The organism is Microbacterium sp. NPDC087592 (genome assembly GCF_044743585.1).
GTDB lineage: Bacteria > Actinomycetota > Actinomycetes > Actinomycetales > Microbacteriaceae > Microbacterium.
Genome location: NZ_JBIUWT010000001.1, coordinates 199,086 through 218,183 on the forward strand (window position 1 = coordinate 199,086; position 19,098 = coordinate 218,183).

The 19,098-nt window shown below is 70.3% G+C and carries 16 protein-coding genes; 5 read left to right on the forward strand and 11 right to left on the reverse strand.

Going from position 1 to position 19,098, the window contains the following annotated elements; all coding sequences use genetic code 11:
- Positions 1 to 98: 98 nt before the first annotated feature.
- The 4 genes from ACIOTO_RS01035 to ACIOTO_RS01050 are packed head-to-tail and all read right to left on the reverse strand — an operon-like array spanning position 99 to position 3,136.
- Positions 99 to 758: an O-methyltransferase gene (locus ACIOTO_RS01035; RefSeq protein ID WP_105709539.1), complete on the reverse strand. Its 660-nt coding sequence runs from the start codon at positions 756 to 758 to the stop codon at positions 99 to 101.
- Positions 759 to 789: 31 nt separating this feature from the next.
- Positions 790 to 1,740 (reverse strand): lysostaphin resistance A-like protein, encoded by a 951-nt coding sequence (locus ACIOTO_RS01040; RefSeq protein WP_400855989.1) that lies wholly within the window; start codon positions 1,738 to 1,740, stop codon positions 790 to 792.
- A gap of 5 nt (positions 1,741 to 1,745) precedes the next feature.
- Positions 1,746 to 2,789 (reverse strand): hypothetical protein, encoded by a 1,044-nt coding sequence (locus tag ACIOTO_RS01045; protein ID WP_400855990.1) that lies wholly within the window; start codon positions 2,787 to 2,789, stop codon positions 1,746 to 1,748.
- The gene (locus ACIOTO_RS01050; protein ID WP_262000597.1) at positions 2,786 to 3,136 is read right to left on the reverse strand and encodes a GntR family transcriptional regulator; all 351 of its coding nucleotides are present in this window, start codon (positions 3,134 to 3,136) and stop codon (positions 2,786 to 2,788) included. Before ACIOTO_RS01050 ends, ACIOTO_RS01045 begins: the two co-directional genes overlap by 4 nt.
- A 102-nt stretch (positions 3,137 to 3,238) precedes the next feature.
- On the opposite strand from ACIOTO_RS01050, the gene ACIOTO_RS01055 reads away from it, so the two are divergent.
- Positions 3,239 to 3,709 carry a PaaI family thioesterase gene (locus tag ACIOTO_RS01055; protein ID WP_029262990.1) on the forward strand — a complete coding sequence of 157 codons (471 nt, stop codon included), beginning with the start codon at positions 3,239 to 3,241 and terminating at the stop codon, positions 3,707 to 3,709.
- A gap of 43 nt (positions 3,710 to 3,752) precedes the next feature.
- Positions 3,753 to 4,982, forward strand: coding sequence for an APC family permease (locus tag ACIOTO_RS01060; protein WP_400855993.1), 1,230 nt, complete (start codon positions 3,753 to 3,755; stop codon positions 4,980 to 4,982).
- A gap of 2 nt (positions 4,983 to 4,984) precedes the next feature.
- On the opposite strand, the gene ACIOTO_RS01065 is transcribed toward ACIOTO_RS01060, so the two are convergent.
- Positions 4,985 to 5,779 carry a helix-turn-helix domain-containing protein gene (locus ACIOTO_RS01065; RefSeq protein WP_372467344.1) on the reverse strand — a complete coding sequence of 265 codons (795 nt, stop codon included), beginning with the start codon at positions 5,777 to 5,779 and terminating at the stop codon, positions 4,985 to 4,987.
- Between the two features lie 87 nt (positions 5,780 to 5,866).
- Here ACIOTO_RS01065 and ACIOTO_RS01070 point away from each other — a divergent pair, with 87 nt between their 5' ends.
- Positions 5,867 to 6,409 carry a VOC family protein gene (locus tag ACIOTO_RS01070; RefSeq protein WP_400855995.1) on the forward strand — a complete coding sequence of 181 codons (543 nt, stop codon included), beginning with the start codon at positions 5,867 to 5,869 and terminating at the stop codon, positions 6,407 to 6,409.
- On the opposite strand, the gene ACIOTO_RS01075 is transcribed toward ACIOTO_RS01070, so the two are convergent.
- The 4 genes from ACIOTO_RS01075 to nhaA all read right to left on the reverse strand — a co-directional run bounded on the left by ACIOTO_RS01075 (position 6,378) and on the right by nhaA (position 10,448).
- Complete coding sequence (locus ACIOTO_RS01075) at positions 6,378 to 7,184, reverse strand: SGNH/GDSL hydrolase family protein (protein ID WP_400855996.1); 807 nt, start codon at positions 7,182 to 7,184, stop codon at positions 6,378 to 6,380. The genes ACIOTO_RS01070 and ACIOTO_RS01075 overlap by 32 nt on opposite strands.
- A gap of 67 nt (positions 7,185 to 7,251) precedes the next feature.
- Positions 7,252 to 8,502 (reverse strand): histidine--tRNA ligase, encoded by a 1,251-nt coding sequence (hisS, locus tag ACIOTO_RS01080; protein ID WP_262001213.1) that lies wholly within the window; start codon positions 8,500 to 8,502, stop codon positions 7,252 to 7,254.
- Between the two features lie 64 nt (positions 8,503 to 8,566).
- Complete coding sequence (locus tag ACIOTO_RS01085) at positions 8,567 to 9,172, reverse strand: MazG family protein (RefSeq protein WP_400858065.1); 606 nt, start codon at positions 9,170 to 9,172, stop codon at positions 8,567 to 8,569.
- A gap of 106 nt (positions 9,173 to 9,278) precedes the next feature.
- Positions 9,279 to 10,448, reverse strand: coding sequence for a Na+/H+ antiporter NhaA (gene nhaA / locus ACIOTO_RS01090; RefSeq protein ID WP_029262997.1), 1,170 nt, complete (start codon positions 10,446 to 10,448; stop codon positions 9,279 to 9,281).
- A 113-nt stretch (positions 10,449 to 10,561) separates the two neighbouring features.
- On the opposite strand from nhaA, the gene ACIOTO_RS01095 reads away from it, so the two are divergent.
- A complete protein-coding gene (locus tag ACIOTO_RS01095; protein ID WP_400855997.1) occupies positions 10,562 to 13,255 on the forward strand; it encodes a phosphoenolpyruvate carboxylase in 2,694 nt (897 codons plus the stop codon).
- A 133-nt stretch (positions 13,256 to 13,388) separates the two neighbouring features.
- Positions 13,389 to 14,759 carry an NADP-specific glutamate dehydrogenase gene (gene gdhA / locus ACIOTO_RS01100; RefSeq protein WP_262000591.1) on the forward strand — a complete coding sequence of 457 codons (1,371 nt, stop codon included), beginning with the start codon at positions 13,389 to 13,391 and terminating at the stop codon, positions 14,757 to 14,759.
- 61 nt (positions 14,760 to 14,820) lie between these two features.
- Here gdhA and ACIOTO_RS01105 read toward each other — a convergent pair whose 3' ends face one another.
- Together ACIOTO_RS01105 and mfd are read right to left on the reverse strand one after the other, a co-directional pair.
- Complete coding sequence (locus ACIOTO_RS01105; RefSeq protein WP_105709528.1) at positions 14,821 to 15,423, reverse strand: gamma carbonic anhydrase family protein; 603 nt, start codon at positions 15,421 to 15,423, stop codon at positions 14,821 to 14,823.
- A 46-nt stretch (positions 15,424 to 15,469) separates the two neighbouring features.
- Complete coding sequence (mfd, locus tag ACIOTO_RS01110; protein ID WP_400856001.1) at positions 15,470 to 19,057, reverse strand: transcription-repair coupling factor; 3,588 nt, start codon at positions 19,055 to 19,057, stop codon at positions 15,470 to 15,472.
- Positions 19,058 to 19,098 lie beyond the last annotated feature (41 nt).

Below are 19,098 nucleotides of genomic sequence, written 5' to 3' on the forward strand. Positions count from 1 at the left end.
GGGAAAACGTGGTGTGGAGCGTCGTCGATCCGCGCCCAGTCTAGCCCGGCCGTGCGACCCGATCAGGGACTCGTCCGACCGCCGCGCGCGGAGCGGGCTCAGACCACGACGGCGATCGCGAAGCCGTCCCAGCCCTTCGCCCCGACCGTCTGCAGCGCCGTGGCGTCGAAGCGCGGGTCCTCCCCCAGCATCCGCAGTCCGTCACGGGTGCCGATCACCTTCGAGTCGGTGCTGTCGTCGCGGACGATCTCGCCTTCGCGCCCGATGTTGTCCAGCACGACGACCGTGCCCGAGTGACCGAGTCGCGCGGCCCAGTCGAGATAGACGGTGTTGGACTCCTTGTCGGCGTCGATGAACACCAGATCGAACCCGCCGACCAGAGTCGGCAGCACCTCGGCGCCCCTGCCGATGCGGATGTCGACCCGGTCGCCGACACCGGCGGCATCGATGCTGGCCCGTGCGACGGCGGCGTTCTCAGCCTCCGCCTCGATCGTCACGACGCGGCCTTCGGAACCGACGGCGCGGGCGAGCCAGATCGTCGAATAGCCGCCGAGCGTGCCGATCTCGAGCACCCTTCGCGCACCGCTGATGCGGACGAGCAGGTTCAGCAGCTTGCCGGCGACGGGAGCGACCTCGATCTCGGGCAGCCCCGCCTCCCGCTGCGCGACGAGAGCCGATTCCAATTCGGCGTCGGGCCCGACGAGCGTGTCGGCGAGGTACGAATCGGCCTGCGACCAGGCGGCGGGGGTGGAGTCCATGACCTCAGCCAACCGCCGGCTGTGGCCTCCGTCAACCCCGCGGCGGCGAGAGCAGACGACCGGGCGCGTCGGCGAGCTCCGGCTGCTTCCGGAACTGGCCGGTCAGCACGAGCACCAGGACGACCACCGCGATGACGATCCATGCCGCCACGCCGAGCGGTCCGGCGAGCGCCATGTCGGGCTGCGTGGCCGCGAACAGGACGATGAGCCCGGCGGCGGCGTTCAGTGATCCGTGCGCGATCACCGCCGGCCAGACGGATGCCGAGCGCAGGCGCAGCCAGCCGAGCAGGATGCCCCACGCGACGCAGCCGCCGACCATGAACAGGACTCCCGTGATGTCGGTGCGCCCGAAGTTGTAGCCGAGCAGGATGATCGGGCTGTGCCACAGGCCCCAGATCGCGCCGCTGAGGATCAGGGCGGGCCAGGTGCCGAGCGGTCGCAGGGCCGGCACCAGCCAGCCTCGCCATCCGAGCTCCTCCCCGAAGGCGAAGAAGCTGTTGAGCAGCGCCCCGAGCGGAACCATCGCGATCTGCGCGAACACCACGATCTCGACCGGCGGCACCGGAACACCATCGGGCAGCGACTTCGCGAGCTCAGCCGCGAAGCCGGCGAACGTCAGATCGAGCTGCACGAACCCGAGCGCTGCGGACACCACGATCGTGAGCGCCACCAGGACCGGCGGGACGAGCCATGCGGCGACCATGAGCCAGACCACGCGCTTGGCGGGCCGTAGCGGCCAGAGGCCCAGGAAGCGCGCACGCTGTCCCCGCGCGGGCACGCTCATCGCGAAGGTGGCGACCAGTACCGCGATGGCCGGAGTGAACATCATGACCGGGAGGAGGAAGACGGACATCGGCTCGGCGAGACCGTCTCCGAGCCACAGTGGCAGTGCCACCAGCCAGGCCAGCGCGCAAGCGACGACCACGAAGACGATGATGGCGGGCCACTCGACTCTTCGAGACGTGGGGGTGGGTGAGTCCATGCTGTTCACGCTTCCTTCCTCGTGACGGCGGCGAGCGCCGCCGCCGCTGTCTGTGCGTCGTCGACCGTGACGACGAACCGCCGTCCACCGACCCGCGTCACTTCGAGCGCTTCACCTCGCCGCAGGACCACGCCGTACCGTCCGTCGAGGCCGTAGCGCAGCCCCCATCCCCCGAACTCGGCGAAGGGATCGACGTCGATCGCGCGTACCGACGCGATATCGGCGGACGGGATCTCGATCTTCGGCCAGCCCGCCAGCGACCGCACGAGCAGTCCGGCGGGCCCGATGCGCACGCGGAACGCGAAGGTGGTGACGAGCGCGGCGATCAGGATCCCGCACGAGGCGAGCGTGATGACCGCGGTCATCACTCCGCCCGCTCCCGTCGCGATCATGACGGCGGCGAGCGCACAGGCGAGCAGCACCGCGCCGCCGAGCACGGCCAACGCGACACCGGCGATCGCTGCGGTGCCGATCCACACGAGGCGTTCCGTGGCGGAGGTCGGGAGGGGCTCCGCCGGGCTCTCGGACCCGCTCGTGTCCGGCAGGGGCGTGGACGGCTGCAGGAACCACCCGATCGCCACGCCGGCGGCCATGAGCAGGAACCCGATCAGCACCTCGAAGCCGATGTCGGGTGTGTCGGCGGCATCCGCGAGACCGCGTTGCGCGTCGACACCGACCAGGGTGATGAAGGAGATGATGGCCGCGAGACCGAGGTTCATCGCGCCGAGGAACCTCGCCGTGATCGACCACTGCGGGCGCTCGGCTTCTGCGGAGGGAACCGGCTGCCCGTTCTGCGGGAGTCGGTGCGCGAACCACGCGAGGAGCGCGAACCCGATGACCATCACCGCGATGCCGCCGAGGATGGCGAGGTAGGTCCAGCCGGGCCCGAAGCCGTTCACGCCGTCCTCCGACCAGTGGATCGCCGCAGGCTCCGGGATCTCGGGGAGCCAGAACGCGACGATGACCGCCGACACCGCCAGGATCGTGAGCGGAATGATCACCCCCACCCAGAGGAAGGCGGTGCGGGCACGGCGGACGGCGGGGGTCATACGGTGATCTCCTTCACGAGAGCGGCGAGTGTGGCCGGCGCGACGCCGAGCGCGGCGGCGCGCGACACCAGATCATGCAGATCCTTCGTCAGGTCGACGAGCGGACCGACGGAAGCCGAGACCACTGCACCACGACCACGTCGCAGGTCGATCAGGCCCTCCGCGCGCAGCTGCTGGTAGGCGTGCAGGACGGTGTGCAGGTTGATCTCGAGGGTCTCGGCGACTTCGCGCGCCGAGGGAAGGCGGTCTCCCGGCGCCAGTCTGCCGGCGATGATGTCGGCGCGCACAGAAGCGGCAACCTGCTCGTAGAGCGGCACCCCGCTCGCCATGTCGACCCTGATCAGCATCCGACCTCCGTCTTGTTCGCGTTATTCTACTCGAACTAGAACAACTGTGGCTACCCTCCAGACGTCTTCGTCGTCCTCGCCCGCGTCCCCCACACTGGCGGGATGCGCATCACTCCCCGCCGCCTCGCCCTCGGCATGAGCCTGTGGATCCCGAACCTCTTCAGCGGCATCCGCATCCGTCGCTTCAGCGAGGACTGGACCCACGCCACCGTCGAGCTGCACGTGAACGTCTTCACCCGCAACTACGTCAAGACCGCGTTCGGCGGGTCGATGTCCGCGATGACCGACCCGTACTTCTTCATGCTCGTCATGCATCAGCTCGGGCGCGACCATGTGGTGTGGGACACCCGCGGCGAGATCGAGTTCCTCAAGCCCGGCCGCGGCGTGCTGACGGCCGAGTTCGAGGTGTCGAAGGAGAAGGCCGAGGAGATCCGCGAGCGTGCCCGGGGTGGGGCGAAAGTGCTCGAATGGTTCGAGACGACCATCACGGACCGCGAGGGCGATGTCGTCGCGAAGGTGCGCCGCGAGGTGTACATCCGGGAGAAGAAGCGGGTCACGGCGTCCCGAGGGTAAACCGCGTCACCCGCCGTTCACCGCGGGCTGTCACCATGGACGGATGCCCCTCGCTCGCCGTCTGACGCTCGGAGACGCCGTCGCCATCGGTCTCGGCTCCATGATCGGCGCCGGCGTGTTCGCCGTGTGGGCTCCGGCGATCGGGGCCGCCGGAAGCGGCATCCTCATCGCCCTCGCGATCGCCGCCGTCGTCGCATACGGCAACGCCACCGCATCGGCGCAGCTCGCGGCCGCGCATCCCGTCGCGGGCGGCACGTATGCGTATGCCCGCGCCGAGATCGGGCCCTGGTGGGGATTCGTCGCCGGCTGGAGCTTCGTGATCGGCAAGATCGCGAGCTGCGCCGCCATGGCGATGACCTTCGCCGCCTATGCCGCCCCCGCCGGATGGCAGGTGCCGGTTGCCGCGGCGGCGGTGGCGGCGCTCGCGGTCGTGAACTGCTTCGGCGTGACCAGGACCGCGCTGCTCACCCGCATCCTGGTCGTGTGCTCGCTCCTCGGGATCGCCGTCGCGGTCGGATTCGGGCTCGGCGCCGCACCGACCGCCGCCCCCGGTCCGCTGCCCGACGCCACCGCCTACGGCGTGCTGCAGGGTGCCGGGCTGCTGTTCTTCGCGTTCGCCGGCTACGCGCGCATCGCGACCATGGGCGAGGAGGTGGTCGACCCGGCGAAGACGATTCCGCGCGCGATCGTCCTCGCACTGGGTGGAGCCGTCGTCGTCTACGTGCTGGTGGTCGTCGCGGTCGTCCTGGTCCTCGGCGGGGATGCCGTCGACTCGCCCGCTCCGCTCGTCGATGTGCTCGTGCGCGCCGGATGGCCCGGCCTGACCCCGATCGTGCGGGTCGCCGCCGCCGCGGCATCGTTGGGCGCGCTGCTGGCACTGCTGACCGGGATCGGCCGGACGACCCTCGCCATGGCACGGGAGAGCGACGTCCCGAGATTCCTCGCGAAGATCGACGAGCGCCACCACGTGCCGCAGCGCGCCGAGATCATGATCGCCGTCATCGTGATCGCCATCGTGCTGTTCGCCGATCTTCGCGGGGCGATCGGCTTCTCGTCCTTCGGTGTGCTGCTGTACTACTTCATCGCCAATGCGGCGGCCTTCCGGCAGACAGGATCGGCACGCCGCTACCCCCGCGCACTGCAGGTCATCGGCGCGCTCGGCTGCCTCGTGCTGGTGGCGACCCTTCCCGTCCTGGCCTCCACCATCGGAGCAGGGGTGGTCCTGCTCGGCGTGGGATACCGGATGCTGCGACTCCGACTCGCGCGCGTCTGAGGTCAGCGGCTCGACTCGGAGCGGTATGCGCGCGGCGCGATACCGAGGACGGCTTGGAAGTCCCTCGTCAGATGGGCGTGATCCGCGTATCCGAGCTCGGCGGCGATCGACGCGAGGTCGATGTCCGGGTGCTCCCGCACGCGCACAGCTGCCTCCTGCAGGCGCCGTCGCCGGATCATCGCTGCCGGCGAGAGCCCGACGTGGCGATGGGTCATCCGCTGGAGAGTGCGAACCGATACCGCGAGGCGGGCGGCCGCCTCTTCCGGAGTGAGCGCGGCTCCCTCCCCCATCAGCACGTCCATGAGCGCGTTGGCCTGGCGGGCGGGATCCCCGACCGGACCGACCCGTTCCCCGAGCCACCGGGCGAAGGCCGCGACCGCCCGATCGCGATGCCCGTCTCCGGAACCCATCGCCGCCACCAGGGCACCGCGCAGCTCGGCGACCTCCGCCGTCGACTCGCCCAGGACTCGCTCGCCGTCGACCAGCACGCTGGGGTCGTCGATCAGGGCGGCGACAGCAGCGGGGCGCAGCAGAGCACCCACGGCCCAGCCTCTCCCCCGGAGATCACGGTGGGTCATCCGGGTCGTGGCGCCCGACAGCGTCACAGCATCCGCATCGACAACGAGGTTGAGCGCCGGATAGGCGACGATCTCCTGGCGCGACGAACGCCCGCGCTCGATGTCCCACTCCGGAATCCAGAACCAGGCGACCAGCTCCGTCGCCGCTGCCGGTGCGGGGAGGCGGTGGAACTCGGGCAGGCGGGCGGGGTAGAGCACCCCACGGGTCGGGTTCACCATGCGCTCAGCGTAGGCTCCCCCACCGACGTCGGGAGGTTGTCGCGGATTTTCAAGCCGCGGGCCTTCCCCGCGACCTAACGTGGCGGCATGAGCAACGACATCCCCACGACAGAGGCCCCCACGACAGGCGCCACCGGGACATACACGACCGACGGCCGCCCGAACAGCGCGACCTCGCTCACGCCGTTCCTGGCGATCCCCGACGCGAGGCAGGCCATCGAGTTCTACCGCGACGTGTTCGGTGCCAGGGTCATCGACGTGACCGAGTTCGGCGGCGTGGTCGCACACGCCGACCTCGACTTCGGGCTCGGCATCCTCCAGCTCGGCGAACCGAACCCGGAGTACCATCTCGTCCGCGCGCCCGATGGCGACGACGACTGCTACTCGATGGGCCTGTATGTCTCCGATGTCGATGCGGTCGTGGCGAAGGCCGTCGCGGCAGGAGCCACCGTGCGCGAAGCACCCGCACCGTTCGTCTCGGGCGACCGCTTCGCGAGCATCCGCGACCCGTTCGGCGTGCGCTGGTCGGTGATGACCCGTGTCGATGACATCTCCGACGAGGAGAGCAGCCGGCGGGTGGCCGAGTGGGCCGCGTCGTTCAGTACGGCCCCGAGCGACGGCGCGAACTGAGCGCCACCTCCGCCGCACGGCACACGGCAGGCAGCAGGGCCTCGGCGGTGCGCCGGTAACCCAGAGCGCTCGGGTGGAAGCGGTCGAGACTGAACATCTCCTCCGGCTCGTCGAAGAACATCGGGCCGACCGCGCGGCGCAGGTCGACCGGCTCGGCGCCCGCCCGCCGCGCCGTCTCGTCCTGGATCACGGCGAGACGGCGCGACAGGCTCGACGCGATCCGACGGAGCGGCTGCGGAACCGCACGCAATGCACCGAGGTCGGGACAGGTGCCGACGACGACCTCGGCACCGCTCGTGCGCAGCCTCCGGATGGCCTCGTGCAGATGCTGCGCAGACAGCGCCACCGGCAGACGGTGCGTCACGTCGTTGCCGCCCACCACGATCACGGCCACGTGCGGACGGTAGTCGGCGGGGAGCGCATCGAGCTGCGCCGGGAGGTCGGGTGACTCCGACCCCACGACCGCCGCGGTGCGCAGCCGCACCGGTCGATGCATCCGGCGTCCCGTCGCCTTCGCCAGACGACCGCCGAGCGTCTCCTTGCGATGCTCCGCCCCGAGGCCCGCGGCGATCGAGTCGCCCAACACCAGCAGATCGAGGTGCTCGCCGTCGAGCGCTCGACGCCACACCCGGTCGGCGTCGAGGGACTCCTCCCCCAGCGGCTTCCCGATCCGCTTCCGCGCGATGGCGGCCTGCTGCACGAGGGCGAAACGCGCACCGCTCAGCACCGCCGCGAGGGCCAGCGTCACGACGGCGAGGGTGCGGAAGCGGCTCACGCCCCGATTCCACCGCGCCGGCGTGAACGCGGCGTGAACGCGACGCGGGGGCCTTCCGAACCTCGCGTCAGGAGAGCGGCTTGACCTCGAGGTCGTCGGCACCCGCGGACACGGTCGCGAAGGCCGTGTATCCGTCGGCCGCCGAGCGCTCGAGCAGTGCCTTGACGTTCTTCGTGCGTCGCTCGAGCCGAACCCGGGCACCCTCGGCGATGAGCGCGGCCTTGTGACGGACGAGCTCATGCACGGGAACGTCGGCGTCGTGGATCAGCACGACCGCCTCGGCCGCAGCATCCACCTCATCGGCGATCAGATCGACCAGACGCTCGAAGCCCAGCGAGAACCCGACCGCGGGCACCTGCTGCCCGAGGAAGCGACCGATCATGCCGTCGTACCGCCCGCCGCCGCCGAGCGAGTATGCGACAGACGGGTGCGCGAGCTCGAAGATCGTGCCGGTGTAATACCCCATGCCGCGCACGAGGAACGGGTCGAAGACGAGCGGGATGTCGGACTGACCACGCCCCGCCGCGACGGCCTCGCCGATGCCGACCAGGTGCTCGATCAGTTCGGCCGGGGCGCCGTCGGGCAGCGCCTTGCGGATCTGACGCTCCCCGAACGGGTTGTACTCCATCGTCTGCGGCCGACGCAGGAAAGCGTCGAAGGCGTCGGCGGCAGCGGTCGAGGCACTGCGCTCATGCAGCTCGGCGGCGACTCCCTCCGGACCGATCTTGTCGAGCTTGTCGATCGTGATGAGCACGCCGGGACGCTCCTCGGCGGTGAACCCGAAGGAGTCCAGCATCCAGTCCAGAACGCGTCGGTCGTTGATCCGCACGGTCGCGCCCTCGAGACCCAGGGCGTCGACCGCGTCGAGCGAGGCGACCATCAGCTCGGCCTCGGCACGAGACGAGTCGTCTCCCATGATGTCGATGTCGCACTGCACGAACTGCCGGTAGCGTCCCTTCTGCGGGCGCTCCGCACGCCAGACCGGACCGATCTGGATCGAGCGGAAGACGGTGGGCAGCTGACCGCGGTTGCTCGCGTAGAAACGGGCGAGCGGCACGGTGAGGTCGTAGCGGAGGCCGAGGTCCGAGAGCGCGGCAGGGTCGTCGGCCGCCGCACGGATCGCGTCGGCGTCGAGTCCGCGCCGCAGGATGTTGTACGAGAGCTTCTCGTTGTCTCCGCCGATCCCGGCATGCAGGCGTTCGTAGTCCTCGACCACGGGAGTCTCGATCTCGTCGAATCCGTGCGCGAGGTAGCGCTCGCGGATGACGGAGAGCACGCGCTCACGGCGGGCTTTGTCGGCGGGGAGGATGTCGCGCATGCCGCGCGGCGGGTTCACAGTAGCCACGCGTCCATCTTCCCAGGTCGGGCACCCCGGCCGTGCGTCAGGAGCCGGCTTCGGCCGCCCGGACGTCGTCTTCGAGCGCGCGGAGCCGGTCGCGCAGTGCACGTTCCGCGTCCCAGCCCTCGGCGCGCGCGGTCGCCACGAGCGCGAGCAGTGCCTCACCGAGGTCGGCTTCGGATGCCGGGGACACTGCCGTCGAAACCGGCGCGACCGTCACACCGACACCGGCTGCGCGACCGACGAGCTTCTGGGCGAGCGCGAGTGCCGGCATCCCCCGCGGCACGCCGTCGAGCACGCTGCGGCGGGTCCGCTTCTCCGCGGCCTTCGCCGCGTTCCAGTGCACCAGCACCTGCTCGGGCGTCTCGGCCACCTCTCCCGCGAAGACGTGCGGATGCCGGCGCACCATCTTCTCGGTCAGGGTGCGCGCCACGTCGTCGATGTCGAACGGGTCCTCCGGATCCTGCGCCGCGATCGCCGCGTGGAACAGCACCTGCCACAGCAGGTCTCCGAGCTCTTCGCGGAGGTCGTCGCGGGTGCCGGACTCGACCGCGTCGATCACCTCGTGCGACTCCTCGATCAGATACGGCACGAGGTCGCGGTGCGTGATCTGCTGCGACCACACGCAGCGGTCGCGGACCGCGTGCATGGTGTCGGCGGCGGTGCGGAGCGGGTCTTCCCCGTCAGCACGGGACTCAGACTCGGGCTGCGAGTTCACGCGACCTCCTTCGGTCGGTCCGGATCCGGCTCCGCGCTCACGACGAGGCGGATGCGACCCGACGGTACCAGCGTGCCCGCAGCGACACGATGAACCCGGAGAGGACGAGCGCGATCAGCGAGCCCACGAGCACACCGAGGATCGCCTGGTCGCGGATGCCGCCGTCACTCGCGAAGGCGAGGTTGGCCAGGAGGAGCGAGACCGTGAAGCCGATACCGCCGAGCGCACCGGCCGCGAGGATGTCGGCGAACGGCAGCGCAGGATCTGCGCCCTTCGGACGGATGCGCATCGCGATCCAGCCGAACAAGGAGATGCCGATGATCTTGCCGACGGGGAGCGCCACCACGATCGCCCAGAACGCCGGTGACAGCTGCGTGATCGACACCGCGGGGATCACGACGAACGCCGCGACAAAGGCGAAGACCGGGAGGATCACGCCGTTCACGGTCGGCTCCAGCGCGTGCCGCGTGCGGCCCGCGGGGACCGGCGACATGACGAGCCCGAGCAGCACCCCGGCGATCGTCGCATGGATGCCGGAGGAGGCGACGAGCCCCCAGGTGATGACACCCACCACGACCATGGCGACCGCGATGAGCGGGTGCCCCTTCGCGTGCAGGACACGGCTGAGCGCCCAGAACACGGCGACACCCACGACCGCGAGGCCCAGCAGCAACCACTGCACGTCGTCGGCGAAGAGCACCGCGATGAAGATGATGCCGATGATGTCGTCGAGGATCGCCAGGGCGAGGAGGAACACCCGAACGCGCGAGGGCAGCCCCTTGCCGAACATCGCCAGCACCCCGAGAGCGAAGGCGATGTCGGTCGCCGTCGGGATCGGCCAGCCCGACGACGTGGAGCTGTCACCGCCGGCGATCAGCAGATACACCGCGATCGGGACGAGCACCCCGCCGCCCGCGGCGATCGCCGGCTGCACGGCCTTGCGCGGCGAATCGAGCTCGCCATGCGTGAGTTCGTGACGCAGCTCGATCGCGACGACGAGGAAGAAGATCGCGAGGAGGCCGTCGGACACCCAATGCGAGATCGACAGATCGAGCGCGGTGCCCGGCACCGCGATGTGGAAGTCGAGGAACGCCGCCAACCCGTCGTGCGTCGGCAGGTTCGCGAGCAGCAGGCCGAGGCCGGCGGCGACGAGAAGGAGGACGGCGGGGAACTGCTGACCTCGGAGGGGGTTCGCTGAGATGCGCATCCCCTCCATCGTAGGTCGCCGGGATATCGCCGCGCCCGCGGTCTCGCTGCGTCGCTCCGGCGCCGGGCGTCATGCGTGCAGGACACCCCCACCGCCCGGGATACTCTCGAAGGGTGACCCCCGCACACTCTTTCTCCGAGCCCACGAACACCGAGGCGATCCGTGTGATCGGCCGATTCGAAGCCGGTCGCGGCACGCCGGATGCGATGCGCACCGATGTCAGGATGCTCGGGCAGCTGCTCGGGCAGGTGCTGCGCGAAGCCGGCGGCGACGGCCTCTTCGAAGACGTCGAGCGTCTGCGCCTCGCGACGATCCAGGCGTACGACGAGGAGACGCCCGACGCGTTCGAGCGTGCCGCGGCAATCGCCGAGTCGTTCACGATCGCCAGGGCCGACGAGGTCGCCCGGGCCTTCACCTGCTATTTCCACCTCGTGAACCTGGCCGAGGAACACCAGCGCGTTCGCGTGCTGCGTGAGCGCGCCGGACAGCCGGGACGGGAGGATGCCGCCGACACCGTCGCGACCGCCTATGCCCGACTGCGCAGCGAGGTCGGCGACGAAGAAGCCCGCCGCCGCCTGGACGGCCTCCGCTTCCACCCGGTCTTCACCGCGCACCCGACCGAGGCCCGCCGCCGCGCCGTCTCCTCGAGCATCCGCCGCCTGTCCGAACTGCTGACCCAGCACGACGCGGCGAGCGCCGGCGGATCCGAGGAGCACCGCGCCCGCCGCCGGATGCTGGAGGAGATCGACACTCTCTGGCGCACCGCGCCGCTGCGATCGCAGAAGCCTTCCCCGACGGACGAGGTCCGCACCGTGATGGGCGTGTTCGACGAGACGCTCTTCACGACCGTGCCCCACGTGTACCGCCGCATCGACGACGCCCTCCGTGGCGAGGAATCCGGCTCCAGCGCCCCGGTGGTGCCCGCGTTCGTGCGCATCGGCTCCTGGGTCGGCGGCGACCGCGACGGCAACCCGTTCGTCACGGCCTCCGTGACGCGTGAGGCCTCGCAGATCGCGGCCGACCACGTCCTGCGCGGCCTCGAGCGCGCGCTCGACCGCATCGGCCGGACCCTCACGCTCTCGGCCGACGACACCCCGCCGAACGCCGAGGTCGTCGCCCTGTGGGACCGTTTCGTGGCGGCCGAACCGGAACTCGCCGCCGAACTCGCGGCCCGCTCCCCCGATGAGCCCCACCGCCGCGTGCTGCTCGTCCTGTCCCGACGAGTCGCCGCGACCCGCCACGGCGACTCGACCCAGGGTTACTCGCGTCCCGAGGAACTTCTCGCGGACCTGCGGGCCGTGCAATCCTCGCTCGCGGAGGCCGGCGCCAAGCGCCACGCCTTCGGCGGCGTGCAGCACCTGATCTGGCAGGTCGAGACCTACGGCTTCCACCTCACCGAGCTCGAGGTGCGTCAGCACTCGCAGGTGCACGCGAAGGCTCTGGCCGAACTCGATGCGGGAGAGGCGATCAGCGCCCAGACCGAGGAGGTGCTGGAGGTCTTCCGCGCGATCGCGGACATCCAGCGCGACCGCGGCCTGCGCGCGGCCGGACGCTACGTCGTCTCCTTCACCCAGGCCGCCTCGGATCTCGCCAACGTGCACCGTCTCGCTCGGTACGCGCTCGGTGACGACGCTCCGGTGCTCGACGTGGTGCCGCTGTTCGAGACGTTCGCCGACCTTCAGGCAGCGCCCGGAATCCTGGCCGAGGCCGTGACGTTCCCGGAGTTCCGCGAGCGCATGGCCGCCACCGGCAACCGCCTCGAGGTCATGCTCGGATACTCGGACTCGTCGAAGGATGTCGGCCCCGTCGCCGCGAACCTCGCCCTGTACGAGGCCCAGGAGAAGATCGCGCGCTGGGCGCAGGAGTCCGAGATCGAGCTGACGCTCTTCCACGGTCGCGGTGGCGCCCTCGGGCGCGGTGGCGGGCCCGCCAACTCCGCGATCCTCGCGCAGCCGCCGCACTCGGTCGACGGTCGATTCAAGCTCACCGAGCAGGGTGAGGTCATCTTCGCGCGCTATGGCGAGCCGGCCATCGCGATGCGGCACATCGACCAGGTCGCCGCCGCCACGCTGCTCGCGTCGTCCCCCACCGAGGAGGAGCGCACCAGTCGCGCGGCCGAGCGCTACGCGGAGGTCGCCTCGGTCATGGACGCCGCCTCCCGCGAGCGCTTCTTCTCGCTCGTGAAGGCCGATGGATTCGCGCCCTGGTTCGCCACGGTCACCCCGATGGAGGAGATCGGGCTGCTCGCGCTCGGCTCCCGCCCGGCGCGCCGCGGACTGTCCGTCGAGTCGCTCGAGGATCTGCGGGCCATCCCGTGGGTGTTCGCGTGGACGCAGGCGCGCATCAACCTCGCCGGCTGGTTCGGTCTCGGCACCGCCCTGGACGCCGTCGGCGATGAGGAGCTGCTCGTCGAGGCGTACCGCGAGTGGCCGCTGCTTCGCACCATGATCGACAACGTCGCGATGAGCCTCGCCAAGACCGACGAGCGCATCGCGCGGCAGTACCTGGCGCTGGGCGACCGCGATGATCTGGCACAGCTCGTCCTCGACGAACTCGCGATCACGCGGCGCTGGGTGATCCGGCTCACCGGCGGCGAGCGCCTGCTGGAGAACAAGCCGGTTCTGCAGCGGGCCGTGCAGCTGCGCAGCCCCTACGTCGACGCGCTCTCGCTGCTGCAGCTGCGCGCCCTGCGGGCGCTGCGCTCGGCGAGCGACGAGCCCACCGGCTCGGGCGCCGATGCCGAACAGCAGCGTCTGCTCCTGCTCTCGGTCAGCGGCGTCGCCGCCGGCCTTCAGAACACCGGGTGACCGAGATACCGTCCGGCCGGGTGCGCGATCCGCATTCGGCCGGCCGCTAGAGTGAAACCTCCGCCGACTCCGGCGATGCCTCACGCGACACGATCGCCTGCACCACAATCCCCCATCAGAAAGTCCCTTCCGCGTGACCGCTACGACTCCCGCCGACTTCCATCCGCTCGCCGCCTCCGTGCAGCCCGTGTTCGACACGGTGCTGTCCCGCAGCCCGCACGAGCCGGAGTTCCACCAGGCCGTCCACGAGGTGCTGCACTCGATCGCCCCCGTGCTGGAGCGACGCCCGGAATACGTCGACGGCGGCATCCTCGAGCGGCTCGTCGAACCCGAGCGGCAGATCCTCTTCCGCGTGCCGTGGATCGACGACGCCGGCAAGCTGCAGGTCAATCGCGGCTACCGCATCCAGTTCTCCTCTGTGCTCGGCCCGTACAAGGGCGGACTGCGCTTCCACCCCTCGGTGAACCTGTCGATCATCAAGTTCCTCGGCTTCGAGCAGATCTTCAAGAACGCGCTCACCGGTCAGGGCATCGGCGGCGGCAAGGGCGGGTCCGACTTCGACCCGCACGGCAAGTCCGACGCCGAGGTCATGCGCTTCTGCCAGTCGTTCATGAACGAGCTCTACCGCCACCTGGGCGAGCACACCGACGTCCCCGCGGGCGACATCGGCGTCGGCGGCCGCGAGATCGGCTACCTCTTCGGCCAGTACCGCAAGGTCACCAACCGCCACGAGTCGGGCATGTTCACCGGCAAGGGCACCGGCTGGGGCGGCGCCGAGGTGCGCACCGAAGCGACCGGCTACGGGGCGGTGTTCTTCGCGCAGGAGATGCTCGCCGTGCACAACGACTCTCTCACCGGCAAGCGCGTCGGCATCTCGGGCTCGGGCAACGTCGCGATCTACGCGATCCAGAAGGCCACCCAGCTCGGCGCGACCGCCGTCACGGCCTCCGACTCGTCCGGCTACGTCGTCGACGACGCCGGCATCGACGTCGACCTGCTCCGTCAGCTCAAGGAGGTCGAGCGCGCCCGCATCGTCGAGTACGCCAACCGTCGTCCGAGCGCGCGCTTCGTCGAAGGCGGCAGCGTCTGGGAGGTCCCGGTCGACATCGCCGTCCCCTCCGCCACGCAGAACGAGGTCAGCCTCGCGGATGCCGAGGCCCTGATCGCGAACGGCGTGCGCGCCGTCTCCGAGGGCGCGAACATGCCGTGCGTGCCCGACGCCGTCGAGGCCTTCCAGAAGGCGGGCGTGCTGTTCGCCCCCGGCAAGGCCGCGAACGCCGGCGGTGTCGCGACCTCGGCGCTCGAGATGAGCCAGAACGCCTCGCGTCAGCGCTGGACCTTCGCCGACAGCGAGAACAAGCTGCGCGAGATCATGGCGGACATCCACGACGCCGCGTTCGACGCCGCAGAGCGTCACGACGTCGGCGGCGACTACGTGGCCGGCGCCAACATCGCGGGCTTCGAACGCGTCGCCGCCGCGATGCTCGCCCAGGGCGTCATCTGATCCGAACGACATGAGGCCGGGCATCCGCAGGGGTGCCCGGCCTCGTCGTCTCCGCGGCGTCTCAGTCCGTGATCTCGCGGTCGTGGGCGTGCCTGGCGAGCGAGCTGCCGTAGCGCTCGGTGAGCTGCACCATCAGGTCGGGGGTGTCTCGGTCGACGCCGAACACGTGACCGGGGAAGTCGAGCTCGGGCTGCGCAGCGGCGATCTCCTGATCCCGGTCGGGTGAGAGCAGCTGCACCGGGTCGCCGACGGCCACCCACCCGATCGGGACCACCGTGCCCTCGGGCAGCACGGCGCGGCGGTGCACGATCGCGTTGACCCGCACCTCGCAGCGGGCCCCCACGAGAGCACCGTTGAAGACGCGGGCGCCGGAGGCGAAGAAGACCTCCTCACCCACCGTCGCCCCGGCGATGCTCGCCAGCGTTCCGATCAGCGTGTGCGCGCCGACATGGACCGCATTGGCCGCGGTGGCGCGGATCAGCGCGTTCTCCATCACGATCACGTTCTCGCCGAGGGTGATCGGGCCGCCCTCCGCCGTGATGACGGCGCCGTGCAGCACCTGGCAGCCCGGCCCCACCTCCACATCGCCGGAGACGACGGCGGTGGGTGCGATGACGGCGGTGTCATGGATGCGGGGGCGAGCCCCGAGGTGCTCGTACAACATGCGGCCAGACTAGTCCCGCCGCAGCCGCGAAAGCAGCCACCGCACGCTACTCGGCTTTGGCCGGTTCCGGGAAGATCGCGGTGAACAGCTGCTCGACCCATTCGAGAAGCTGTGCGTCGGGCAGCGGCTCGAGCCCCACGCCCACAGCGGCGGGAACCGTGGGCATCGGCACGACCAGCGCCTCTCCCCCGGCCACGAGCTTCGCCTTCGGATACAACCGCTGCAGCCGCACCTTGATCGAGTCCTCGAGCCGCGCCGGTGCGATGCGCAGGTTCGAGCCCATGACCACCACGTCGGTCAGCCCGGCGCGCGCAGCCCGACGACGCAGTCGCGAGATCGCCAGCAATCCCTCGACCTCTTCCGGCGGCGTGCCGTAGCGGTCGACGAGCTCCTCGATCACGAGATCGATGGCCCCGTCCTTCGCTGTGGCCGCCGACGCCGCCGACAGCTTCTGGTACGCCTCGAGACGCAGCCGCTCGCTGTCGATGTAGTACTCGGGGATGCGGGCATCGAGGGGAAGCTCGAGCCGCAGCTCCTGCCCGGTCTCGACCTCGTCGCCGCGGAACGTCGCCACCGCCTCGCCGATCATCCGCAGATACAGGTCGAATCCGACGCCGGCGATGTGTCCGGCCTGCTCCGCACCGAGCATGTTGCCCGCGCCGCGGAGCTCGAGGTCCTTCAGCGCGACCTGCATGCCCGAGCCGAGCTCGTTGTTGACCGCGATCGTCTGCAGCCGGTCGGCGGCGGTCTCGGAGAGCGGCTTCATCTCGTCGTAGAGGAAGTACGCGTACGCCCGCTCACGCCCTCGCCCGACCCGACCGCGGAGCTGGTGCAGCTGGCTGAGGCCGTACTTGTCGGCGCGGTCGATGATGATCGTGTTCGCGTTCGAGATGTCGAGGCCGGTCTCGATGATCGTGGTCGAGACGAGCACGTCGAACTTGCGCTCCCAGAAGTCATCGACGACCTGCTCCAGTTGGTGCTCACCCAACTGCCCGTGGGCGACGGCGATGCGCGCTTCGGGCACGAGCTCCGCCAACTGCGCCGCGACGCGCTGAATCGACTGCACGCGGTTGTGCACGAAGAAGACCTGCCCCTCGCGCAGGATCTCGCGCCGGATGGCCGCGGCGATCTGCTTGTCGCTGCGGGGGCCGACGAACGACAGGATCGGATGCCTGTCCTCGGGCGGCGTCGCGAGCGTGGACATCTCGCGGATGCCCGTGACCGCCATCTCCAGCGTGCGCGGGATGGGGGTGGCGCTCATGGCGAGGATGTCGACGTTGGTCTTCAGCTTCTTCAGCGCGTCCTTGTGCTCGACGCCGAACCGCTGCTCCTCATCGATGATCATCAGGCCGAGATCCTTGAAGATGACCCCTTCCGTGAGGATGCGGTGGGTGCCGATGATCATGTCGACCGACCCCTCCAGCAGCCCCTGGAGCGTGAGCCGGACTTCCTTGTCGGTCTGGAAGCGCGACAGCGCGCGCACCTTGACCGGGAAACCGGCGAAGCGCTCGGTGAACGTCTCCATGTGCTGCTTCACCAGGAGCGTCGTCGGCACGAGCATCGCGACCTGCTTGCCGTCCTGGATCGCCTTGAACGCCGCGCGCACGGCGACCTCGGTCTTGCCGAAGCCGACGTCGCCGGAGAGCAGCCGGTCCATCGGGATCGGCCGCTCCATGTCGGCCTTGATCTCGTCGATGGTCTGCAACTGGTCCTGCGTCTCCGCGAACGGGAACGCCTCCTCCAACTCGCGCTGCCAAGGCGTGTCCGGGCCGAAGGCATGGCCCTTGGCGCTCATGCGCGCGGAGTACAGCTTCACGAGCTCGACGGCGATGTCGCGCACCGCCTTGCGGGCCTTGCCCTTGGCCTGCGACCAGTCGCTGCCGCCCATCTTCGACAGGGTCGGGGCCTCGCCGCCGACGTACTTCGAGAGGGAGTCGAGCTGATCCGTCGGCACATACAGCTTGTCGCCCGGGTAGCCGCGCTTGGAGGGGGCGTATTCGAGGATGAGATAGTCGCGCACGGACTTGGTCGCGTTGCGGCCACCGGTGGACACCTCACGCTGGGTCATCTCGACGAACCGTCCGATGCCGTGCGTGGCGTGCACCACGAAGTCGCCCTGCTTCAGCTGCAAGGGGTCGACGACGTTCTTGCGCCGCGAGGCGAGCTTCTTGACGACCCGCTGGTCGCCACCGATCGTGCGTCCGTAGAACTCGTTGTCGGTGAGGACGGCGAGCTTCGCCTCGGGCACCTGGAATCCGGCTTCGACGGACCCCATGACCAGGGTCGCGACACCGGCCTCGGGCGCATCCGTGAGACTCTCGACGACGCGGGCCGCGAGGCCGCGATCGGACAGCACATCGCGTGCACGGTCGACCAGGCCGCTTCCGGCTGCGATCACCACGACGCGCCAGCCGTCGGTGACCTTGGCCTCGACGAACGAGATCGCCCCGTCGACGTTGCCGTGGAACGACGGGATGATGGCGGCACCGAGGGTGGCGGCATCCGTGTCGGAAGCCGCATCGCCGTCGCCGACGCTGATGCCGAAGGGGCTCAGCTGCCACCAGACGCCACCCCGGTCGCGCACGACCTCGCGCAGTTCGGCGACCGTGAGGAAGTCGCCGGCCCCGAGGTCGATGGGCGCCGACGCACCAGAGGTGGCCGCGCTCCAGGCGGCATCGAGGAACTCGCGGTTGGTGTCACCCAGCGTGATCGCACGCGCGGTGGAGCGGTCGGGATCGACGACGGCCGTCGCGGCCCCCGCCGGCAGATACTCGGCCAGGGACTTCAGCGGCCCCGCGACCGCAGGCAGGAGCGATTCCATGCCCTCGACCGGGATGCCCTCGGACATCTTCTCGAGCATCCCTCTGATCGCCGGGAAGCCCTCGATCAGCTCCCGCGCGCGATCGCGGACATCGGCGGTCAGCAGCAGCTCGCGGCTCGGCGGCAGGTCGACGCCGGGCACGTCGCCGGGGAGCGAGCGCTGATCGGCGACGGAGAAGGCGCGGATCTGGTCGATCTCGTCGCCGAAGAACTCGATGCGGAACGGGTGCTCCGAGACGGGAGGGAAGACATCGAGGATGCCGCCGCGCACGGCGAACTCGCCACGGCGGGAGACCATGTCGACACGGGAGTATGCCCGCTCCACGAGCTGCTCGACCACGCGGTCGAGCTCGTTGCCCCTGCTGCCGACGGAGAGTTCGAGCGGCGCGATCTCCCCGAGGTTGCCCGCGATCGGCTGCAGCGCCGCGCGCACGGAGGCGACGATCACGAGCGGGTGGTCACCGGACCACTCCGCGATGCGGCGCAGTGTCTGCAGGCGCTGGCCCACCGTGTCGACGCTGGGGCTCAGGCGCTCGTGCGGCAGCGTCTCCCAGGCCGGGAACGTCAGGATGTCGGCCGTGGGCAGGTAGGCATGCATCGCCAGCGCCAGGCTCTCGGCGCGGCGCCCGGTGGGGACGACCGCGAGGAGGGCGGGAGGATGCCCCGCCGCAGCGCGCTTGCCGAGCAGGCCGGCGAGCGCCGGCGCATCGAGCCCGTCGACCAGACCGAGGTCGGCATCGGTGTGCGCCCACTGCAGAGCGTCACGGTACAGAGACGCCTCTTCCAAGGCGCGCAGAATCCCCGGAACAGTCACCGGACAAGACTAGTCGCGCCCGCCGACACTCCGGCCCGCCC

Coding starts and splice junctions, on each gene's coding strand:
- ACIOTO_RS01035 (WP_105709539.1), bottom strand. CDS start 758: ATGGACTCCACCCCCGCCGCCTGGTCGCAGGCCGATTCGTACCTCGCC.
- ACIOTO_RS01040 (WP_400855989.1), bottom strand. CDS start 1,740: ATGGACTCACCCACCCCCACGTCTCGAAGAGTCGAGTGGCCCGCCATC.
- ACIOTO_RS01045 (WP_400855990.1), bottom strand. CDS start 2,789: ATGACCCCCGCCGTCCGCCGTGCCCGCACCGCCTTCCTCTGGGTGGGG.
- ACIOTO_RS01050 (WP_262000597.1), bottom strand. CDS start 3,136: ATGCTGATCAGGGTCGACATGGCGAGCGGGGTGCCGCTCTACGAGCAG.
- ACIOTO_RS01055 (WP_029262990.1), top strand. CDS start 3,239: ATGCGCATCACTCCCCGCCGCCTCGCCCTCGGCATGAGCCTGTGGATC.
- ACIOTO_RS01060 (WP_400855993.1), top strand. CDS start 3,753: ATGCCCCTCGCTCGCCGTCTGACGCTCGGAGACGCCGTCGCCATCGGT.
- ACIOTO_RS01065 (WP_372467344.1), bottom strand. CDS start 5,779: ATGGTGAACCCGACCCGTGGGGTGCTCTACCCCGCCCGCCTGCCCGAG.
- ACIOTO_RS01070 (WP_400855995.1), top strand. CDS start 5,867: ATGAGCAACGACATCCCCACGACAGAGGCCCCCACGACAGGCGCCACC.
- hisS (WP_262001213.1), bottom strand. CDS start 8,502: ATGCGCGACATCCTCCCCGCCGACAAAGCCCGCCGTGAGCGCGTGCTC.
- ACIOTO_RS01085 (WP_400858065.1), bottom strand. CDS start 9,172: ATGCACGCGGTCCGCGACCGCTGCGTGTGGTCGCAGCAGATCACGCAC.
- nhaA (WP_029262997.1), bottom strand. CDS start 10,448: ATGCGCATCTCAGCGAACCCCCTCCGAGGTCAGCAGTTCCCCGCCGTC.
- ACIOTO_RS01105 (WP_105709528.1), bottom strand. CDS start 15,423: ATGTTGTACGAGCACCTCGGGGCTCGCCCCCGCATCCATGACACCGCC.